Here is an 18,535-nt window from a genome sequence, read left to right as displayed (position 1 = left end):
CAAGATGGCACGCGCTCCGAAGCTTCCGCAGATCGACACTGAAGAACGGTTTCTGGCGCAGGTTGCCTGGGCTTATCACGTCGAAGGGCTGACCCAGGAACGGGTCGCCGAGAAGCTGGGCGCGACGCGTTTGCGGGTGAACAAGGCCCTGGCCGAAGCGCGGGCTCGGGGGCTGGTGCGGATCACCTTCAACACGGCGTTTGCGGCTTGCGCAGAGCTTGAAGCGGCGCTCCGCGCCCGGTTCGGGGTGCGACAGGCCTATGTCGCCCCCGCGCCAATGGAGGCGCGCGATGTCCAGATGGTGGTCGGGGCGGCACTGGGCAACCTTTTGTCCGAAGTGCTGGCCGACCCGAAGGTGCGGCTTTTCGGGATGTCGTGGGGGGGCACGCTGAACATCGCGACCCGCTTCGTCGCCGCGATGGAGCGGCCGGACCTGGAGGTGATCAGCGTCATGGGGGGGCTGACCCGCGGCTCGGACCTGAACAGCTTCGAGATCACCACGCGCCTCGCCGACCTGATCGGCGCGCAGCACAGCTATTTCACCGCGCCGCTTTACGCCGGAAGCCGCGAAAGCCGCGACACGATCATGCAGCTGGACGTCTTCCGCGAGGTGCTGGAGAAGCTCCGCAGCGTAGATGCGCTGGCGATGGCGGCGGGCGATATCTCGCGCAACTCGCTTTTGATGCGGGACGGCCTGCCGGGCGACGTCACGATCGAGGCCCTGCGCGATATGGGTGCGGTAGGCGATGTCCTTGGCGTGGTCATCGACGCGGAAGGCAGGCCGATCGCGCACCCGATCAACGAGCGGGTCATCGGTATCGGGCTGGAAGACCTGGCGCCGATCCCGAACGTCATCCTGGCGGCGGGCGGGCCACACAAGGTGGCTGTCGTCCGCGGGATCCTGAAGCGCGGCGTGGTGAATACACTGGTGACGGACGAGGCGACTGCCCGCGCGCTTCTGGACAGCGACTGATGGCCCTGCACATCGGCATCGACCTTGGAACCTCGGGCATCAAGGCGGTGCTGCTGGAGGACCTTGCGCGCGTTGTCGCGGTGGCAGCCGAGCCCGTCGCGATCAGCCGCCCCCATGTGGGGTGGAGCGAGCAGGACCCGGACCTCTGGGTCGCGACCGTCTTCACCTGCCTTGATCGGCTGGCGGCGGAAGCGCCGCAGGAGATGGCTGCAGTCCGGGGCATTGGCTTGTCAGGTCAGATGCTGGCGGCATTGATCCTTGATGCCGATATGCGGCCCTTGCGGCCTGCGATGCTGTGGAACGATCAGCGCGCGCTGGCCGAATGTGCCGAGCTTCTCGCTTCCGTCCCCGATATCGGCCGCCGCACGAACGGGACGCCCGATCCGGGCATCACGGCGCCGAAGCTCATGTGGCTGCGGAAGCATGAACCGGCCCTGATGGACCGGGCGCGGATGCTGATGCTGACCAAGGACTACGTTCGCCTCGCTTTGACCGGCGAGGTGGCGACAGAGCCGTCGGACGCGGGTGGTACACAACTTCTGGACGTGGCGGCGGGTCGCTGGGACCCCGCTCTCTGCGCCGCTGTTGGATGGAACGCTGCCAGTCTGCCGCCGGTCCTCGACAGCTGGGCCGAAGCCGGGCGGCTGAAGCCCGAACTGCTGTCTCGTTGGGGCATCACTGGGCCGGTGGCCGTCGCGGCCGGGGCAGGGGACAACATGGGTTCCACCCTGGGCGCGGGTGGGGCGCGGCCCGGCGATGCTGTGCTTACAATCGGCACCTCTGGCGTTGCCTGCATCGTTGACGCGGCGTTTCACCCCGGCCCGCAGCGCGCCATCCTGACCTCGGCCCATGTCGTGCCGCGGATGTTCCTGTCGATGGGTGTGGTGATGTCGGCTACCGCGTCGCTCGATTGGGTCGGCCAGATGACGGGCCGCAAAGTGCCCGACTTGGATGCCGAGGCTGCGGCCTTCGTCGCCAAGCAGGGCCCAGCCGTCGCTCCCATCTTCCTGCCGTGCCTGACGGGCATCCGGACGCCGCTGAACCGCCCGGACATGACGGGCCGTATCGAGGGCCTGCATCCGGGGGTGACCCCCGCAATGCTGGCCTATGCGACGATGGAAGGTGTGGCCTTCCAGTTCGCCGACTGCATCGCGGCACAGCGTGAGGTCGGGGTGCGCCCGGAACGCTTTACTGTCGTCGGCGGCGGCACGCGCAGCACGCTCTGGCTGCGCCTGATTGCGACTGCGCTTGGCGAGCCCGTCGGTCTGATCCAAGGCGCGGATATGGCCGGTCCGCGGGGCGCCGCGCGTTTGGCGGCCGTCGCCGCGGGTGCGCCGATCTCGGTCCTGTCCGAGCCCATGTCACAGACGAGCGTCGTCGCTCCCGATGCCCGGCTGGCTGAAGTGATCGCCCCGCGTCGCGAGGCCGCACGCGAGATGCTGAACGGATAGGCCGTGGTGCGTTGCCGACGTCCAGCCGCGTCTTCAACGAACCTCTTCAAACCGAGACGGCAGCCCGCAGGTCGGCCTTGTCAAAGCTGCTCGTCTTGCCGGACGCCGAAACGGTGCCGCGCCGGAAGACGAAGACCTCATCCGCCAGGCCGTAGGCGAATTCGAAGTACTGCTCGACAAGAATGATCGCCATGTCTCCCCTGGACCGAAGGTAGCCTAGGACGTGCCCGATCTGCTGGATGACGCTTGGCTGGATGCCTTCCGTCGGCTCGTCAAGAAGCAGCACCTTCGGCTTCATGATCAGGGCGCGGGCGATCGAAAGCTGCTGCTGTTGGCCGCCTGAAAGGTCGCCGCCGCGGCGGTGAAGGAAGTCCTTCAGGATCGGGAAGAGGGTGAAAATTTCGTCCGGTATCTCGTGCTCGGACTTCGGCAGGACAGCGAAGGCTGTCTCGAGGTTTTCGCGCACGGTCAGAAGGGGAAAGATCATCCGGCCCTGGGGCACGATCGAAAGACCGCGTCGGGCCATATCCTGTGGGCGCGAAACCGGCAGCGTTTGCCCGTCGAGCGTGACCGTCCCGCCCGAACGGGGGTGGGTCCCGGCAAGCGCCTTCAGAAATGAGGTCTTGCCGACGCCGTTTGGGCCAAGGATGCAGGTGACCTCGCCGATCCTGGCCGTAAAGTCGATGCCGTGCAGGATCTGGCTGCCGCCGTAGTGCAAGGTAAGCCCTTGAGTTGTAAGCATCATCCACGCCCCAGATAGACGCTGATCACTTGCGGATCGCGTGTGACGTGATCAATTGAACCTTCCGCCAGGACCGCGCCCTCGTGCAGCACGGTGACCCGGCAGTTCAGGCGACGGACGAAATCCATGTCGTGTTCGACCACCACCACCGCCCGCGTTTTCGCCAGATTGACGAGGAGTGTCGTCGTGTGTTCCCGCTCGGCCGGGGTCATTCCGGCGGCGGGTTCGTCGACGAGCAGAAGCCGCGGTTCCTGCGCCAGAAGCATCGCGATTTCCAGCCATTGCTTCTGGCCGTGGCTGAGCTCGCCGGATTTCTGTTGAAGGCGGTCACCGAGGCCGACCTCATCCGCCAATGCCTGGACGCGGGCCATGTCGGGGGATTTCGGTCGCCAGGCGAGCACGCTGAATGGGTTGCGCGGGGCTTTGAGGGCGAGGATCAGGTTGTCGGCGACGGACTGATCCTCGAAGACGGTGGGGCGCTGGAACTTGCGGCCGACGCCCTCGCGGGCGATCTTCGCTTCGTTCAGTTTCAAGAGCGATATGGCGCGGTCGCCGAAGGTGACGCTGCCGCTGTCGGGACGGGTCTTGCCGGTGACGATGTCCATGAAGGTGGTCTTGCCCGCGCCGTTCGGACCGATGATGGCGCGAAGCTCTTGCGCGCCGATCGAGAACGACAGGTTGTTGATGGCGCGGAAGCCGTCAAAGGTGACGGAGATGCCGGAAACCTCGAGAAGGGCGGTCATTCTCGGGCCTCCTGTTCCTGCAGGCTGCCATCATCGGGGCCAAGGGGGGCGCCCTTGCGGTCGGGCGTGCCGATGTGCTGGAAGCGGTCGAAGAGGCCGCCGATGCCTTTGGGGGCGAAGAGGGTGACTGCGACGAAAGCGAGGCCGAGGAGGACGAGCCACCAGTCCACCCAGTTGATCGTGGCAAAGCCGAGGTTGATTGAGGGGACACGCCCGGAGGTGAACCAGCTGGAGACGAGCGAGACGAAGGCAGCACCAATGACTGCGCCGTAAAGCCTGCCGCGTCCGCCGATGGCGACCCAGACGGCGAGGTAGATCGATGCGATTGGGGCGAGTTCGGCGGGGTTGATGATGCCCGCCTGCGGATAGTAGAGCGCGCCTGCGATGGCAGCGATGATCGCCGTCAGGGTGAAGAGGAAAAGCTTGTAACCCTCGACCGAGTAGCCAAGGAAGCGCACCCTTGCCTCGTCATCGCGGATGGCGCGGATGACCGAGCCGAACTTGCCGGAGACGATCCAGCTTAGGGTGAGGTAGGTCACGCCTAGCGCGAAGGCAGAGGCCCAGAAGAACCACATCGACACGAGGTCCTGCAAGGTCTCGCCGAGGCCCGGCAGGTTCTGCAGGCCGGAGAGGCCGTTGTTGCCCCGAAGCCCGCTGTCGTTCTGGAAGAGGTAGAGCGCGAGCGCCAGGGTCATCGCCTGGGTAAGGATGGAGAGGTACACGCCGGTCACGCGGGAGCGGAAGGCGAGCCAGCCGAAGACCAGGGCGAGGAGGCCGGGGACTGCCAGCGCCAGCGCCAGTTGCAGGGGCAGGCTGTGGGCGAAGGTCCAGATCGCGGGGAGGTCGGAGGCGCCGACGACGCCGAAAATCTGGGTGGCGATGCCCTGGTATATCTCCTCGGGCGTGGCGGGGAGGCCGCCGTTGGCCAGGGATGCGACGACGATTTCCTCGGTCCGGGCATACATCAGCCACATGCCGATCATGTAGCCGCCAAGGGCGAAGAAGGCCATGTGGCCGAGCGACAGGATGCCGGCGTAGCCCCAGATCAGGTCCATCGCGAGGGCGACGAGGCAGAGGCAGAGCGTCTTGCCCAAGGTCTTGACGAACGAGGTGGAGACGAAGCCGAGGCCGTAAGCCTCTGACGCCACGGTGACGAAGACGGTGAATAGCGCCAGCACGCAAATGAAGATCAGGACCGACGGGTTGCGAAGGAAGAAGCTGCGGTTCATCGATCAATCCCCCGCCGCTCGGCCACGCAAGGCGATGATGCCGCGTGGCCGGAACTGGATGAAGAGGATGATGAAGAGGATCATGTAGGTCTGGGCGGCCAGGGTGTTGGACGGGTTCAGGAACTCGATCACCTTCTGCAATGACCCGATCATCGTGGCCCCGGCGAGCGTGCCCCAGATGTTGCCGACGCCACCCACGACCACGGTCATGAACGACTGGACGATGTAGTCGGTGCCGAGTTCCGAGGTGACCTTGGCGAAAAGGCCTATGGCCACCCCAGCAATGCCCGCGATGCCGGAGCCAAGGCCGAAGGTCAGCATGTTGATGCGGTCGGGGTTGATGCCCATCGAGGCGGCCATGGTGGGGTTTTGCGTGACGGCGCGGACCTCAAGGCCAAGACGGGTGCGTTTCATCAGGTAGAGGAAGAACATGAGGAACAGGAGCGCGAGGACGAAGATCGCGATGCGGATGTAGCTGATCGAGACGACGTCGTTGAAGACGAGTGCTCCGTCCAGCCAGCCAGGGGCGGTGAGGGGGCGGGCCTGGGTGCCAAACACGTTCTTGAGGATTTGCTGGAGGGCGATGGAGATGCCGAAGGTGGCGAGCAGCGTCTCCAGCGGGCGTTTGTAGAGGTGACGGATCACCAGTCGCTCCATCGCAACCCCTGCGGCGAAGGTCACGGCGAAGGCGAGGGGGAGGGCGATCAGGATCGACAACGTGTAGTTCGGCACGAAAAGCTGCACGACAAAGCCGGTATAGGCACCGATGGTGATGAACTCGCCATGTGCCATGTTGATCACGCCCATGACGCCGAAGGTGATGGCGAGGCCGATGGCGGCGAGGAAGTAGATCGCGGCAAGCGACAGCGCATCAAGGCCGAGGTCGGCGGCCTGCATCATGCCGACCTTGCGGTCGATACCGTTCAAAGTAGCCATTGCGGCGGTCGTCACGGCGGCGTCCGGTTCGGCAAAGACTTCGTAAAACCCGTGCGCGGCCAGCGCCGCGGCGACCTCGGCGTCGGTGGCGGCGACCGGGACGGTGCCTGCCGCCTCAAGCGCGGTGTAGGCGCGGTCACGGGCGGCTTGGGTGTCAAGCTCGGCGACAGGAATGCCGCCGACTTTGCCATCGACGATGTTTGCCACGAGGGCCGCGCGCTGCGCCTCAAGCGTCAGGCGCGCGGGCGCAAGTTCGGCGACGACAAGAAGGTCGTAGGCTTCGGCCTCGGGCAAGTTGCGACCGGGCGTAAGGGTGCGGGCGACATTCTGGCCATCGGGTTCCCCGGCCACAGCGATGCGTTTGGTGGCCACCAGCGGGTTCAGCGCGGCGCGGACGTCCAGCGAGGTGTCGGAGCCAAGGCTTTCGATGGCGGCGACACGGGCTGCAGAGTCCGGGTCGAAGCGCAGGGTCAGAAAGCGTTCCAGCCGTTCTTTCCGGGCCTTCAAGGCGGGGTCGGTCTCATCTGCGATGGATGCGCGAAGCGGCTCCAGCGTTTCGGCCGTGGGGTCGCGGGCGATGGACGTCAGCGCCTCGGCCCGGCGGGCGGGGTTGGGGTCGGACAGGGTGAACTGCACCAGTGCCGCGCCAATCAGGCCGCGAACCCCGGCGTTGGGTTTGAGCTCGGTGATCTCGCCTTTGGCAGCCGTTCCGGCAGCGGTGCCGTCAAGCGTGGTCAGTGCAAAGCCGTCGCCCTCGGGCATCGCGAGGAACATCACGTCGTCAGCCTTGCGGATGACCAACCGCTTTTCGGCCCAAGCCGACAGAATGTCGTCGGCCATCGGGTCGCCGCTGGCCGCAAGGGCGGTGATCACCGGTCCGATCGTCTGGCGGGAGGGCTTTTCGATCTGATCGCGGTTCTCGGCGACGATCTCAGCCGCCTCACCTTCGGCCAGGGCCAGCGAGGGTGCAAACCAGAGAATGGCCGCGACGAAAAGGGCGGTCAGGCGCATGGACGTTCCGGTCATGGGTAAAGCTGCGGGAGGAGGTGGCCCCCTCCCGCACCGCAAGGATCAGTAATTCGACTTAAGCTGGACGCAGGTCGAGGTTTCCTTGTTGTACATCCCGCATTTCAGCTCGGCCCAGTCGGCCTCCAGCACCGCCGATTCCGGCAGGTAGTCGGTCCAGGCATCACCGGGCACCGGGTCGGTCTGACTGATGATGTCGAACTGACCATCGGCGCGGATTTCGCCGATCAGCACGGGCTTCGTCAGGTGGTGGTTCGGCAGCATCTTGGCCATCCCGCCGGTCAGGTTCGGGAATTCCTGCCCGATCATTGCAGCGGATACGGCATCAACCTCGGTTGTCCCCGCCGCAGTCACCGCATTCACCCACATGTTGAAGCCGATGTAATGAGCCTCCATCGGGTCGTTGGTGACACGCTTGTCGTCCTTGATGAAGGCCTTCCAGGCTTCGATGAAGGCCGCGTTCTCGGGTGTATCGGCGGACATGAAGTAGTTCCAGGCAGCCAGGTGGCCCGCCAGGTTGGTGGTGTCGAGGCCCGAAAGCTCCTCTTCGCCGACCGAGAAGGCGACAACGGGCAGCGTGTCGGCGGTAACACCGGCCGCCGCGAGCTCCTTGTAGAAGCCGATATTCGCATCGCCATTGATCGTCGAGATGACGCCGACTTTCTTGCCGTCTGCCCCAAGCGCCACCACATCGCTGACGATCTTGGACCAGTCAGAATGGCCGAAGGGCGTGTAGTTGACGAAGATGTCCTCTTTCGGAATGCCCTTGGAGATCAGGTAGGCCTCAAGAATGTTGTTCGTCGTGCGCGGATAGACATAGTCGGTCCCAAGAAGCGCGAATTTGGTGACGCCCAGCTCTTCCAGATAGTAATCCACGGCCGGGATCGCCTGCTGGTTCGGCGCAGCACCGGTGTAGAACACGTTCTTCGACGATTCCTCGCCTTCGTACTGCACCGGGTAGAACAAGAGCCCGTTCAGCTCTTCGATCACCGGCAGCACCGATTTGCGGCTGACAGAGGTCCAGCAGCCGAACATGACGTCGACCTTAGAAACAGTGAGGAGTTCGCGTGCCTTTTCAGCGAACAATGGCCAGTCGGAAGCCGGATCGACCACCACCGCCTCAAGCTGCTTGCCAAGAAGCCCGCCCTTGGCGTTCTGCGCCTCGATCAGCATCAGCATGGTGTCCTTCAGCGTGGTCTCCGAAATCGCCATCGTGCCCGACAGCGAATGCAGGACACCGACCTTGATGGTCTCGGCCTGGGCCATTGCAATGCGGGGAATGGCAAGTGAGGCGATCCCGGATGCCAAGAGTGCGCGTCTGGTCAGTTTCATAGTGTTCCCTCTGTTGGCTCCCCGCAGTGCCCTGTTCTTTGGAGAGACGTTTCTAATTGCAGTGCAGCACGTGTCTTATTCCGAGGTTCGCAGGTAATCCCCCAATTCGACCGCCTGTGCGGACCTCGGTCTGCCTGGACCATTCCAGGCAAGATCAAGGAGCGCAGAGTCTGCGGACCGATCAATCCGATCGGAGCCGTCGGCTTTCGCTTCAATGAGACTGGGCCGAGATGCACAAATCTTTTGCGCTCAGAGGATGCCGCGGCGCAGAAAATGGGCGCAAGGAAAAGTGATGACAGGATGACGCAGCCTGGAGGGATTCGACTTGCGCAGCAAAGCCGCAGCCAGGTTCTGCAGCTTTGTCGTACGCCCCGGTTGGCTGGTCAGCGTCCGATCTGGCCCGATTTCCCGGTTTGGATGCCGATGAGGCCTGCCAGAGCTACAACTCTGACTGCCGTGCGGAAAGTCTTGGTCGTGGATGGCTCCTGTGGTTTGATGAGCAGGCGGTCTGAGCGCCGCACCGCAGAGCTAGGAGCCAGATCGACCAGTGGGAAATCGGCCCGGCCGATACGAGAAATCGGGCGTCCTTGTGGGATGTCGCATTGGCAAGCCGGACGAGTCGATCTTCGCAGCCAAGGTTGACTGATGCCCGACACCTCAGACGTGAACAGGATTGACCTCAATCTTCTCAAGACATTCGTGGCGCTTATCGAAGAGCGCAGCACGGTCGGGGCGGCAAGGCGGCTCTTTCTTGCTCAGCCTACGATCTCGGGCGCGCTCATGCGGCTTCGGGAGACGTTCAACGACGAGCTTCTTGTGCGAAACGGCCGGGCCCTGGAGCCGACCGCCAGGGCGCTGGAGCTTCTGGAAGCGGTGAAACCTCATCTCGACGGGCTGGCCGCAGCGCTTTCCTCAGCGGCGCCCTTCGATCCGGCCACTGATGCGCGCGTGTTCCGCTTCGGTTGCACGGACGCGGTCGGCCTGTCAGCGCTTCCGGGATTGACCGCCACGCTCAGGCAGTCAGCGCCGAACTGCGACCTCGTCGTGCGCCTCGGCGACTTTCGCACCTTGCCTGGAATGCTTTCAACGGGCGAAATCTCGACAGCCGTCGCCTACATGCGCGAAAGACCGCCCGCGAATGCGAAGATGAAAGCGCTGAGGCATTCGCCATGGGTGACAGTGCGGGACGCGTCGACCGCACCGATAGAGGGGCTCGACGACTTCTGCGCCCGCCCCCACGTGCTTGTGTCGCCGTCAGGGGACCTTACGGGTTTCGTGGATGACGCACTCGCCAAGCTCGGTCGTTCGCGCCGCATCGCCGTCGGGATCGCCAACTTCGGGTTGCTGCTGGGTGTTCTGCCGGGCTCGGACATGATCTCGGTCGTGCCGGATTTCGTGGCAAACTCGCTGGCGGCATTGGGCGGTCTTGCCATCGATCCCGTGCCGGTTGCGATCCCGCTTGTCACCAACACACTGGTGTGGCGGGCGGTCGCTGACCGCGACCCGGCGGAACGCTGGTTCCGCGAGGTAGTGCAACAGGCCTTTGCTGCCGCGGCGGGCTGATCCTGCCTTTTGGCGATAGCTGGTATTGGAAATCACGATTTCCCGATGGAATTCGGAAGCCCTAGCTTTGCGATACGCAATCATTGGAGCTTCTACCATGGCACGCATCGCTATCATTCTGACGTCGCACACGAAACTTGGCGACACCGGACGCGCGACGGGATTTCACTTCGAGGAGCTGGCGACACCTTACTTCGCGTTGCTCGACGCCGGTCACGATGTGACCATTGCTTCCATCAAGGGAGGGCCAGCCGCCCATGATCCGGGCAGCTTCCGGGGGGACGCCGCAGAGCGCCCGGCCAGCGTCAACCGCTTTGCGGCCGATCCCGGCGCAATGGCAAAACTTGCCGCCACGGTGGCTTTGGAGGATCTGAAAGCCGAGGATTTCGATGCGGTCTTCCTGCCCGGCGGCCACGGCACGATGTGGGATTTCCCCGGCAACCCTGTGCTCGCACGACTGCTTGGCACTTTGCACGCGAAGGGAGGTGTGGTTGCGGCTGTGTGCCACGGGCCGGCTGGTCTTGTCGATGTGCGGCGCCCTGATGGCACGCCGCTGGTAAAGGGTCTGCGGGTAAACAGCTTCACCAATGCCGAGGAAGACGCGATCAGCCTCTCAACCACGATGCCATTCATGCTGGAGTCCCGACTCCGCGATCTCGGCGGTCGGTTTGAAGCCGGCGAGAAATGGACAAGCAAGGCCGTCAGCGACGACCGCGTTGTCACTGGCCAAAACCCGATGTCAGCAAAGGCCGTGGCCGACTTGATGCTGGCCGCTCTTGCCACCGCACCTTTGGTCAGCGCGGACTGATCTTGTTGCGGCGTCAGTAGCTGCGCGCTTCGAGTTGGCGCGCCGGGGGGCATGTTGATGGGCGGTCCGTTCTGGCGGGCCGCCGTGCTTTGCCGGGCAATTGCAAGCCGTCAAAACCGATGCTCGATCTGCGCGCCTAAAGCCATGCGATCTTTGCCGCCGATCTGATCAGCCTCGAACATGATGTCGAAGCGCGTGCGGCGGTCTCGGCTCGTCCCCTGCAGCCCCAGCCTCAGACCGCCACCACAGTCCAGACGATCATCCGTCCAGTCACAGACGACGCTTGGGGCAATGATGTACAGCGCGGCGTCGGATTGGGCATAAAGAGGAATGCGCAGCTCCGGTGTAATGCGGAGCGTCGCGAAATCCACCGCTTCGACGGTGGCAGTGAAGGCTTCTGTCGTATCCGCAGCCGTAGCGTCAAGATGAAGGCTGCGAATCCTCGTCGCGCCATAGGCCAGCGCAATTTCGGGTCGCAACTCATATCCGTCGCGGGCAATCACGCCGGACAGGGCCAATCCCATAAGAAGCGACTGCGCTGCATACGTGCCATCAACCTGGATATCGCCGTTCCGCAGTGCCAGCATGTTGCGCGACGCGGCAACCGACAGGAAGCCGTCAAGATAGAGCTCGGGGCGAAGCTCGGCCACGAAGTAGCTGCCCAGCGAAAGGCTGACCTTGTCCGACCGCCCGGTCAGGCGCTTCCTGATATCAGCCTGCGAAAAGCTGCCGCCAACGAAGAAGCCGAGCATCACGCGTTCGGAAACGAGGCGTTCCCAGGCGATACGCCCGGTGATATCCACCGTGGTGACACCGGCCCCGCTGTCGACGAATGCGTAGTTGCCCTCAATGATCCGTCGCCGGGTGCCGTCAAAGCTGCCGGCCTGGCCATAGAACGTGCCTGTCGCAAAGCTTCCACCCCTTCCAACCTGCACCTGACCCTGCAGGCCAAAAGGGATGTCGTTGCGTGAGGCGATCCGGCTGCACCCGGCGAGCGCCGCCGTGGCTGCCAGATCATCGTCGTCCCTGCAGCTCTCGCGCATCCGCTGGGCGGCAATGAAGCGGTCCCGCGCGGCGATTGTCATGCCCCGCAACGACGTCAGGGATGACCGCAGGTGGTTGCGCTCTATCTCCTCGACGATCTCCACGATGTCCTCGTCGTGGCCGTCAAAAACCTCGGCCACCGTGTCGTCGGCATCCAGAATCATCACCGTTAGCGTGACAGTGCTTCTGTTTCCTGCCGTGTCAGTTGCTGTGAGGACAATCACATAAGTGCTGTTGCCGTCGGCATCCGACGGGACATCAAAATCCGGAGTGATCACGAAGCGCACTGCGCCGGTTGCCGGATCGACGGCCAGCGCCGACTGGTCCGGGCCGCCCGTTATTGACCAGGTCACAGGCTCATCGGCGGCAAAATCAGTAACGGCAGTCTGCCCCTCGGGAAGAGCCATGGTGAAAGCCGTCGCGCCTTCTGCACCCGATGGCCCGTTGACGGCGGGCGGCGTCGTGTCGGGTACGATGACCTTGGTCACGGTTACCGTCAGCACATGCTGACTGGAGTTCCCGGCTGCATCGATGGCAACGACTGCGACCACATAGACATTGTCGCCATCGGCGTCGCCGGGTGCTGCATGGTTTGGTGGTGCAGTGAAGGCCAGCTCCCCTGTTTCCGCAATGGAAAAGGCGCCCGCATCCAAGCCGCTGATCGACCAGACGACAGCCTCGTTCGACGAAAAACTTGCGACGTGCATCTGTCCCTCGGGCAGATTCACCGTTCCGGCGACGAGCCCGGAAATCGTTGGCGGCGTTGTGTCGACTGGTGCTGCCACGGTCACGGCCAGTGTCTGGCTGCTACGGTTGCCCGCAGGATCGGTGGCGGCAATCGTGACAAGATAGACATTGTCGCCGTCGGCATCGGTCGGGGCGGAGAACGATGGACTGGTGGTGAAGGACAGCGCACCGGTCCCGGCATCGATGGTGAAGGCGCCGGCGTCATCTCCACCATCGACGCTCCAGGTGGCCGCTTCATTTGCTATGAAGGTGGTGACGGCGGTCTCGCCATCGGTGACCGCTGCGCTTTGCGCCTGACCTGTCCCTGATGGACCGGTGATGATGGGCGGGGTCGCATCGGCCACGATGACTTCGGTCACCGTTACGGTCAGGGCCTGCTGGCTAAGGTTGCCCGCCGCGTCGGTAGCCGTAATCGTCAACCCGTAGACATTGTCGCCGTCCGCGTCAGCGGGTGCATCAAGATCCGGTGCCGTCAGAAAGGTGACCGCGCCAGCGGCGTCCACCGCAAAGGCCGCGCCATCCGGGCCGCCAAGGCTCCACGTTACCATTTCGTCCACGGTGTAGCTGACGACGGTTGCCTGGCCTTCTGCTACGCTCGCCGCGGCGGGACCAGAAATCACGGGCGGGGTCGTATCGCCTGGAGCAACTGCGATCACTGTGACGGTAAAGGCCAACTGGCCGAGGTGGCCCGCCGTGTCGGTGGCCGTAATCGTCAGCTCATAGACATTGTCGCCGTTCGCGTCCGCGGGTGCATTACGGTCCGGTGCGGTCAGAAAGCTGACCGCGCCCGACGCACTCACCGTAAAGGCCGTGCTATCGATGCCAGCAAGCGTCCATACGACCGCTTCATTCGCTGTGAACGCGGCGACAGCTGTCTGACCTTCCGGGACGGATGCCGCGGCCGCCCCCGTGATCAGGGGCGGGGTGTCATCCAGATCCACCACGGTCACAGTCACCGTCTGCTGCGCTGTATAGCCGCTGCTGTCGGTGGCCTGGACGGTCACGACGTAGGTGTTGTTCGCGTCCGCATCCGTCGGCATCTCGAAGTCCGGCGCGGTCAGGAACGTGAGCACCCCTGTCGTTGTGTCAATCGCGAAGGCGCCAGCGTCCGCACCACCGAAAAGCGCCCAGCCGACAGCCTTGTTCGCGGTCATTGTCGTTACCGCTGTCTGGCCTTCGTCAACGGTCTTGGCGGATGTCGTTGCCCCCGCGACGCCTGAGGGCCCCGTTACTTGCGGCCCTGTCGCCCGCACGACGGTCAGGTAGTCGTTAAGAAGAGCCACCAACCCGCTGGTTGCCGCATTCCCGCTGGCGTTCGACCCATCGGCATAGCTGACCGTCGATCCAATCTTGCGCAGACCGTAGTTGCTGCTGCTGTTCAGCGTGTAGGTCTGATTGCTGCCATAGACGATGGTGTAGGAAGGTCCGGGTGCCGGGATGAACCCGAAGTAGTGCGGGGTGGCCCCCTGGGAGATGCGCCAGTTGATGGCACCGGGAATGTCGATCGTCTGGCCGCTGTTCAGCACGAGGCGCAGCGTGCCCGACAGATCGTTGCCTTGAGTGCCGCCGAACGCCCCCGTAGTCGAGTTCTGAATGAAGTAGGTGCTCGCCACGCCTAGTGTCGCGAAATTCCTGATGGCATTTGCCTGCCCGGTGTTTGATCCGACGGTTCCGACAAAGCCTTGCGGAAATGGCAGCGACAAAGCCTCCGCGTACAAAGATTGAGCTGCCAAGGTCATGAACAGAGCAACAGCGGCGAGAAGTCCGCGAAGTCGTATAATGGACACGGTGACGGCAACCTTCTAACCGGATGGGCTGTACTGGCGCGGACACTTGCCAACCAGTCACGGACATCCGAGCAGGCATAACTCAGGAGGGTTGACGAAGTCTTACCCGCCGCAATCGACGTGACGGGTCCTGACCCCGCGTGCAGCAGACGAAATCCGGTTTGCTGATCAGGACGCCAGTCTAGACGCCCTTGATGGTCAAGAAGACAGTGTATTCAAGGAAGGGTGGCGGAGAGGGTGGGATTCGAACCCACGGTAGGCGCAAACCTACAACGGTTTTCGAGACCGCCACGATCGACCACTCCGTCACCTCTCCGCGCTTCAGGGGTCGTCTATGTCGGGGGGAGATAGCCGGGCCAAACGCGATAAGCAAGGGGCATTCCGCCGAAAGGCCGCTTCCCCAGCTAACGCAATCACAGCCAGTTGCATCAGGCCCGCTTGGCAAGGGCAGGGGAAGGGGCTACCTCTTTTCCTGCCCTGTCCGGGCCAGTTCGGGAATGATCCGCCATGCTTCTGCCGCGCCTCGCTTTCGCAGCCCTTCTTGCCTTTACGCCTCCGGCTATGGCCGAGACCGCGGTCGAGCAGCCCGCAGCCGTCGTCTCGATCGCGAAACTGGGGGAAGTCCTGCAGCTGGACGAACTCTTCGAGGTCCTCCGCGACGAAGGCCTGGACTACGGCAAGACGATGGAGACTGACATGTTCCCGTCCGGCGGCGGCGCGGGATGGGAGGCGACGGTCTCGGCGATCTATGACGTGCGTCTGCTTCGCGCCCGCTTCAACGCGGCGCTTCGGGCCGAGCTCGCCTCGGATCCCGCGACGATGCAATCGATCATGGATTTCCTCGCCTCCGATCTTGGCCAGCGCGTCGTCGGACTTGAGATCGAGGCCCGCCGCGCGTTTCTTGACACCGCCACCGAAGAGGCCGCCCGTGTGGCAGCCGATGACCGCGCGGCCAATCGCGACCCGAAAGTCGCGCTGGTCCGTCGCTTTGTCGAGGCAGGCGATCTGCTGGAGATGAACGTCGCGGGGGCCTTGTCGGGCAATCTGGCCTACATGAAGGGCATGGCCGAGACAGGTGCCTATGGCAGGGCCATGCCCGAAGACCAGATCATGTCCGATGTCTGGGCGCAGGAAGCGCAGATCCGCGAGGACACCTCGTCCTGGCTTTATGCCTTCCTTGGTCTGGCCTATGACCCGCTGACCGAGGCCGAGCTGCAGGCCTATATCGACTTCATGGAAAGCCCGGCCGGACAGCGGCTGAACGCGGCGCTTTTCGTGGCCTACGACAAGGTTTTCCGCAAGGTCTCGTATGACCTTGGCCGGGCGGCGGGCATCGCGATGCAGGGCCGCGATATCTGACGCGAGCCGCTTGACACTTCGCCGCCTTCGCCGCATAAGCGCGCATCCCGGCGAGGGGCGACTCTCGCCGGGCCATTCATTCATGACGCCCGCAAGGGCGCGCTGTCCGAGGCGGAGGCAACTCCCGGAACGCCCAGAAATGGGGGCCACAGGGCGCGGAGCAAGAGAAGGAAAGACCCATGTTTGCGGTCCTCAAGACCGGCGGCAAGCAATACAAGGTGCAGGCGGGTGACGTCCTGCGCGTGGAAAAGCTTGATGCCGTAGCTGGTGAAAAGATCCAGTTCAACGATATCCTGATGGTCGGCACCACGATCGGTGTGCCGATGGTCAAGGGCGCGGCTGTCCAGGCCGAGGTCATCGACCAGATCAAGGGCGAGAAGACCATCCACTATGTCAAGCGCCGCCGGAAGCACTCGTCGCAGCGCACCAAGGGCCACCGCCAGCACCTGACGCTGGTTCGCGTGACCGAAGTGCTGGAAAAGGGCGCCGAGAAGTCGGGCGTGAAGGCTGCCACCGGCACCGTCGCCGCCCGCCGCGCCGCGCATGAGGCCCCGGGCACCAAGCCTGCGGCCCCCGTCGCTGCCGAGAAACCGAAGCGCGCCGCCAAGGCCGCTGTCGCAGCTCAGGAGTAACACACCATGGCACACAAAAAAGCAGGCGGTTCCTCCCGCAACGGTCGTGACAGCGCCGGTCGTCGCCTGGGCGTCAAGCTCTTCGGCGGCCAGCACGCCATTCCCGGCAACATCATCTGCCGCCAGCGTGGGACCACCTGGTTCCCGGGCGAGGGCGTGGGCATGGGCACTGACCATACCATCTTCGCCAAGGTCGAGGGCCGCGTGACCTTCAAGAAAGGTCTCAAGGGCCGCACCTTCATTTCGGTACTGCCCGCCCAGGAGGCAGCCGAGTAAGCCGAAACTTTACAATCTGATTGTAGAGGGGGATCGGCCGAAAGGCCGGTCCCCTTTCTCGTTTCCGGACCCGCTCCGGGAGGAATGTGGCGATATGCCACGTTATCACCGCGCGAGGGTCAAGAAATCGGGCGATTGCGCGGGTAACCGACAATCCCCACATGTGCTTCGAAGGAGGGAAGCCATGATCCTGGAAAAGATTGCCGCCCCGGTCGAGATTGCGACCGACCGGTTCACGATGCGCCCCGTACGCAAGTCCGACGCCGGGCTTTTCGCGCTTTACGCCGGCGACAAACGCGTGGCCGAGGCGACGCAAGGTATTCCGCATCCGCTTCCTCCCGGCGCGGCCGAGGCTTTCTGCGCCCGCGCCATGGCCTCGGGCGGGGACGAGGACATCTGGGTCATGGACGGCACGCGCGAGGGGTTGCCCGAGGTTCTGGGCGTGATCTCGCTGAAGAAGATGGACCGCAACCAGTCCGAGGTCGCCTTCTGGGTGGCGCCTGCCTTCTGGAACCACGGCATTGCGTCCGAGGCCGTGCAGGCCCTTGTCGCCGCGAACCCCCAGAAGAACTGCACCATGTTCGCCGAGGCGTTCCAGGACAATCCGGGCTCGGCCCGCGTGCTGACCAATGCAGGGTTCCAGTATCTGGGTGACGCCGAAAGCTTCTCGGTCGCGCGGGGGGCCACGGCGCCGACCTGGACGTACATCCGCAAGCTGGACTGACGGCGATGGATCATGCCCGTCGCGCAGTCCTGCGGACGGCGCGGCTCGTGCTGCGCCCGGTGGCTGCCTCTGATGAGTCAGCCGTCGTTTCCGCGATCGATGATCTTGCGATCTCCGGTTGGCTTTCCAAAGTCCCGCATCCTTACACGCCTGCGGATTTCCAGCACTTCCTGACCGAGATTGCGCTGCCCGGCGAGGTCTTCACCATCGAAGACGACACGGGCTTTGCTGGAGTTATGGGTCTGGAGGAGTGCATCCTCGGCTACTGGGTTGCGCCTCGCGCTCAAGGGCGGGGATACGCGACCGAAGCGGCTCGCTGTGTTCTGGCTGCACATTTCGGCGGCAGCGACGATGAAGTCGTGTCCGGCTACTTCGAGGGCAATTCCCGCTCGGCCCGTGTTCTGGAGAAGCTCGGTTTCGTCAAGACCGGCCGGAGCTCGCGGTACTGCGCGGCGATGGGGGTCGACCGATCGCATGTCGAACTGCTTCTGACACGCGAGAGGTTTCGGGCCGTTTTGGTTTGACCAGCAAGCTTCTAGTCCGACCGGCCGCTCCTCGTTCGCCTTCGGCTTCTCCTCGCTGTGTGCCGAGGAGTGACGAAGTCATCGACGAGGCTTCACCCCAAGGGCGCGAGCAGGGCCTTGAGCGCCGCCAGCGGGTCGTCGGCCCCCCAGACTTCTTCACCCACGGCAAAGAAATCGGTCACCGGGCCGAAGCGTTCGACCAGTTTGGCCGTCAGCGCGCCTTCGGCGATGATGGGCACCTCGATCACCTCGGACCACCATTCGAACAGCTCGAACGGTGCGCGGCTGCCGTCGCCTAGCGTGGTTTCTCCGACTGGCCCGAAGGACACATAGTCCGCCCCGGCCTCGCCCGCCGTCATCCCGTCGTGCCTGCTGGCCGCACAGAAGGCCCCGACGATCGGATCCGCACCAAGGTCCTTGCGGGCCTTGCGGACGTTCCGCGACCCGTCGGTCAGGTGAACCCCGTCGAGACCCAGCCGTTCGGCCAGGATCAGATGGTTGTCGATCACCACGGCCACGTCGCGGGCGTGAGCCACCTCACGTGCAGCGTCGGCGGCGCGCATCAGGATGTCTTCGTCCTTCGTCCCGAGCGAAAGCCGCAGGCAGGCGATCTCGACCCCGTCGAGCACCCTTCCGATC

Annotated in this window: 15 protein-coding genes, 1 tRNA gene and 1 pseudogene; 9 read left to right on the top strand and 8 right to left on the bottom strand. The window is 64.1% G+C overall.

Annotated elements, in window-relative coordinates:
• Positions 1–4: 4 nt before the first annotated feature.
• Together ACRCSW_RS07050 and xylB are read left to right on the top strand one after the other, a co-directional pair.
• The gene (locus ACRCSW_RS07050; RefSeq protein WP_438703757.1) at positions 5–973 is read left to right on the top strand and encodes a sugar-binding transcriptional regulator; all 969 of its coding nucleotides are present in this window, start codon (positions 5–7) and stop codon (positions 971–973) included.
• On the top strand, positions 973–2,424 hold the full coding sequence (xylB, locus tag ACRCSW_RS07045) for a xylulokinase (protein WP_438703756.1): 1,452 nt from the start codon (positions 973–975) through the stop codon (positions 2,422–2,424). The genes ACRCSW_RS07050 and xylB overlap by 1 nt, the downstream gene beginning before the upstream one ends.
• A 46-nt stretch (positions 2,425–2,470) precedes the next feature.
• Here the strand turns inward: xylB and urtE are convergent, their stop codons facing one another.
• From urtE to urtA, 5 genes are read right to left on the bottom strand one after another with little or no spacing between them, the layout of a single operon-like run.
• Positions 2,471–3,169 (bottom strand): urea ABC transporter ATP-binding subunit UrtE, encoded by a 699-nt coding sequence (urtE, locus tag ACRCSW_RS07040; protein WP_438703754.1) that lies wholly within the window; start codon positions 3,167–3,169, stop codon positions 2,471–2,473.
• Positions 3,166–3,909 (bottom strand): urea ABC transporter ATP-binding protein UrtD, encoded by a 744-nt coding sequence (gene urtD, locus ACRCSW_RS07035; RefSeq protein WP_438703753.1) that lies wholly within the window; start codon positions 3,907–3,909, stop codon positions 3,166–3,168. Before urtD ends, urtE begins: the two co-directional genes overlap by 4 nt.
• Positions 3,906–5,138, bottom strand: a complete 1,233-nt coding sequence (urtC, locus tag ACRCSW_RS07030) for an urea ABC transporter permease subunit UrtC (RefSeq protein WP_438703752.1) — start codon at positions 5,136–5,138, stop codon at positions 3,906–3,908. Before urtC ends, urtD begins: the two co-directional genes overlap by 4 nt.
• 3 nt (positions 5,139–5,141) lie before the next feature.
• Positions 5,142–7,085, bottom strand: a complete 1,944-nt coding sequence (urtB, locus tag ACRCSW_RS07025; RefSeq protein ID WP_438703785.1) for an urea ABC transporter permease subunit UrtB — start codon at positions 7,083–7,085, stop codon at positions 5,142–5,144.
• A 60-nt stretch (positions 7,086–7,145) separates the two neighbouring features.
• Entirely contained in the window at positions 7,146–8,366 is a 1,221-nt protein-coding gene (gene urtA / locus ACRCSW_RS07020; RefSeq protein ID WP_438703784.1) for an urea ABC transporter substrate-binding protein, read from the bottom strand.
• Between the two features lie 711 nt (positions 8,367–9,077).
• On the opposite strand from urtA, the gene ACRCSW_RS07015 reads away from it, so the two are divergent.
• Positions 9,078–9,995 carry a LysR family transcriptional regulator gene (locus ACRCSW_RS07015; protein ID WP_438703751.1) on the top strand — a complete coding sequence of 306 codons (918 nt, stop codon included), beginning with the start codon at positions 9,078–9,080 and terminating at the stop codon, positions 9,993–9,995.
• A gap of 97 nt (positions 9,996–10,092) precedes the next feature.
• A complete protein-coding gene (locus tag ACRCSW_RS07010; protein WP_438703749.1) occupies positions 10,093–10,803 on the top strand; it encodes a type 1 glutamine amidotransferase domain-containing protein in 711 nt (236 codons plus the stop codon).
• Positions 10,804–10,913: 110 nt separating this feature from the next.
• Here ACRCSW_RS07010 and ACRCSW_RS07005 read toward each other — a convergent pair whose 3' ends face one another.
• On the bottom strand, positions 10,914–14,207 hold the full coding sequence (locus ACRCSW_RS07005) for a hypothetical protein (protein WP_438703748.1): 3,294 nt from the start codon (positions 14,205–14,207) through the stop codon (positions 10,914–10,916).
• Between the two features lie 400 nt (positions 14,208–14,607).
• Positions 14,608–14,697, bottom strand: a tRNA-Ser gene (locus tag ACRCSW_RS07000).
• Positions 14,698–14,888: 191 nt separating this feature from the next.
• Between ACRCSW_RS07000 and ACRCSW_RS06995 the strand changes: the two genes are divergently transcribed.
• The 5 genes and pseudogenes from ACRCSW_RS06995 to ACRCSW_RS06975 all read left to right on the top strand — a co-directional run bounded on the left by ACRCSW_RS06995 (position 14,889) and on the right by ACRCSW_RS06975 (position 17,896).
• A complete protein-coding gene (locus tag ACRCSW_RS06995) occupies positions 14,889–15,740 on the top strand; it encodes a hypothetical protein (RefSeq protein WP_438703746.1) in 852 nt (283 codons plus the stop codon).
• 179 nt (positions 15,741–15,919) lie between these two features.
• Positions 15,920–16,291: pseudogene (rplU, locus tag ACRCSW_RS06990) on the top strand (50S ribosomal protein L21); the annotation flags it as partial.
• Between the two features lie 87 nt (positions 16,292–16,378).
• Complete coding sequence (rpmA, locus tag ACRCSW_RS06985) at positions 16,379–16,648, top strand: 50S ribosomal protein L27 (protein ID WP_438703745.1); 270 nt, start codon at positions 16,379–16,381, stop codon at positions 16,646–16,648.
• Positions 16,649–16,832: 184 nt separating this feature from the next.
• Entirely contained in the window at positions 16,833–17,372 is a 540-nt protein-coding gene (locus ACRCSW_RS06980) for a GNAT family N-acetyltransferase (protein ID WP_438703744.1), read from the top strand.
• A 5-nt stretch (positions 17,373–17,377) separates the two neighbouring features.
• Entirely contained in the window at positions 17,378–17,896 is a 519-nt protein-coding gene (locus ACRCSW_RS06975) for a GNAT family N-acetyltransferase (RefSeq protein WP_438703742.1), read from the top strand.
• Positions 17,897–17,988: 92 nt separating this feature from the next.
• Here ACRCSW_RS06975 and ACRCSW_RS06970 read toward each other — a convergent pair.
• A partial coding sequence (locus tag ACRCSW_RS06970; RefSeq protein WP_438703740.1) for a thiamine phosphate synthase occupies positions 17,989–18,535 on the bottom strand: 547 nt, incomplete at its 5' end.

It is taken from the genome of Tabrizicola sp. (genome assembly GCF_051645465.1).
Taxonomy (GTDB): domain Bacteria; phylum Pseudomonadota; class Alphaproteobacteria; order Rhodobacterales; family Rhodobacteraceae; genus Tabrizicola.
The sequence above is the reverse complement of the archived record's forward strand: the minus strand, read 5'-3'. Positions and strand labels throughout refer to the sequence as shown.

What these genes read in the sequence shown, in the direction of transcription:
- ACRCSW_RS07050 (WP_438703757.1), top strand. Translation starts at nt 5, where the DNA reads ATGGCACGCGCTCCGAAGCTTCCGCAGATCGACACTGAAGAACGGTTT.
- xylB (WP_438703756.1), top strand. Translation starts at nt 973, where the DNA reads ATGGCCCTGCACATCGGCATCGACCTTGGAACCTCGGGCATCAAGGCG.
- urtE (WP_438703754.1), bottom strand. Translation starts at nt 3,169, where the DNA reads ATGATGCTTACAACTCAAGGGCTTACCTTGCACTACGGCGGCAGCCAG.
- urtD (WP_438703753.1), bottom strand. Translation starts at nt 3,909, where the DNA reads ATGACCGCCCTTCTCGAGGTTTCCGGCATCTCCGTCACCTTTGACGGC.
- urtC (WP_438703752.1), bottom strand. Translation starts at nt 5,138, where the DNA reads ATGAACCGCAGCTTCTTCCTTCGCAACCCGTCGGTCCTGATCTTCATT.
- urtB (WP_438703785.1), bottom strand. Translation starts at nt 7,085, where the DNA reads ATGCGCCTGACCGCCCTTTTCGTCGCGGCCATTCTCTGGTTTGCACCC.
- urtA (WP_438703784.1), bottom strand. Translation starts at nt 8,366, where the DNA reads ATGGCCCAGGCCGAGACCATCAAGGTCGGTGTCCTGCATTCGCTGTCG.
- ACRCSW_RS07015 (WP_438703751.1), top strand. Translation starts at nt 9,078, where the DNA reads ATGCCCGACACCTCAGACGTGAACAGGATTGACCTCAATCTTCTCAAG.
- ACRCSW_RS07010 (WP_438703749.1), top strand. Translation starts at nt 10,093, where the DNA reads ATGGCACGCATCGCTATCATTCTGACGTCGCACACGAAACTTGGCGAC.
- ACRCSW_RS06995 (WP_438703746.1), top strand. Translation starts at nt 14,889, where the DNA reads ATGCTTCTGCCGCGCCTCGCTTTCGCAGCCCTTCTTGCCTTTACGCCT.
- rpmA (WP_438703745.1), top strand. Translation starts at nt 16,379, where the DNA reads ATGGCACACAAAAAAGCAGGCGGTTCCTCCCGCAACGGTCGTGACAGC.
- ACRCSW_RS06980 (WP_438703744.1), top strand. Translation starts at nt 16,833, where the DNA reads ATGATCCTGGAAAAGATTGCCGCCCCGGTCGAGATTGCGACCGACCGG.
- ACRCSW_RS06975 (WP_438703742.1), top strand. Translation starts at nt 17,378, where the DNA reads ATGGATCATGCCCGTCGCGCAGTCCTGCGGACGGCGCGGCTCGTGCTG.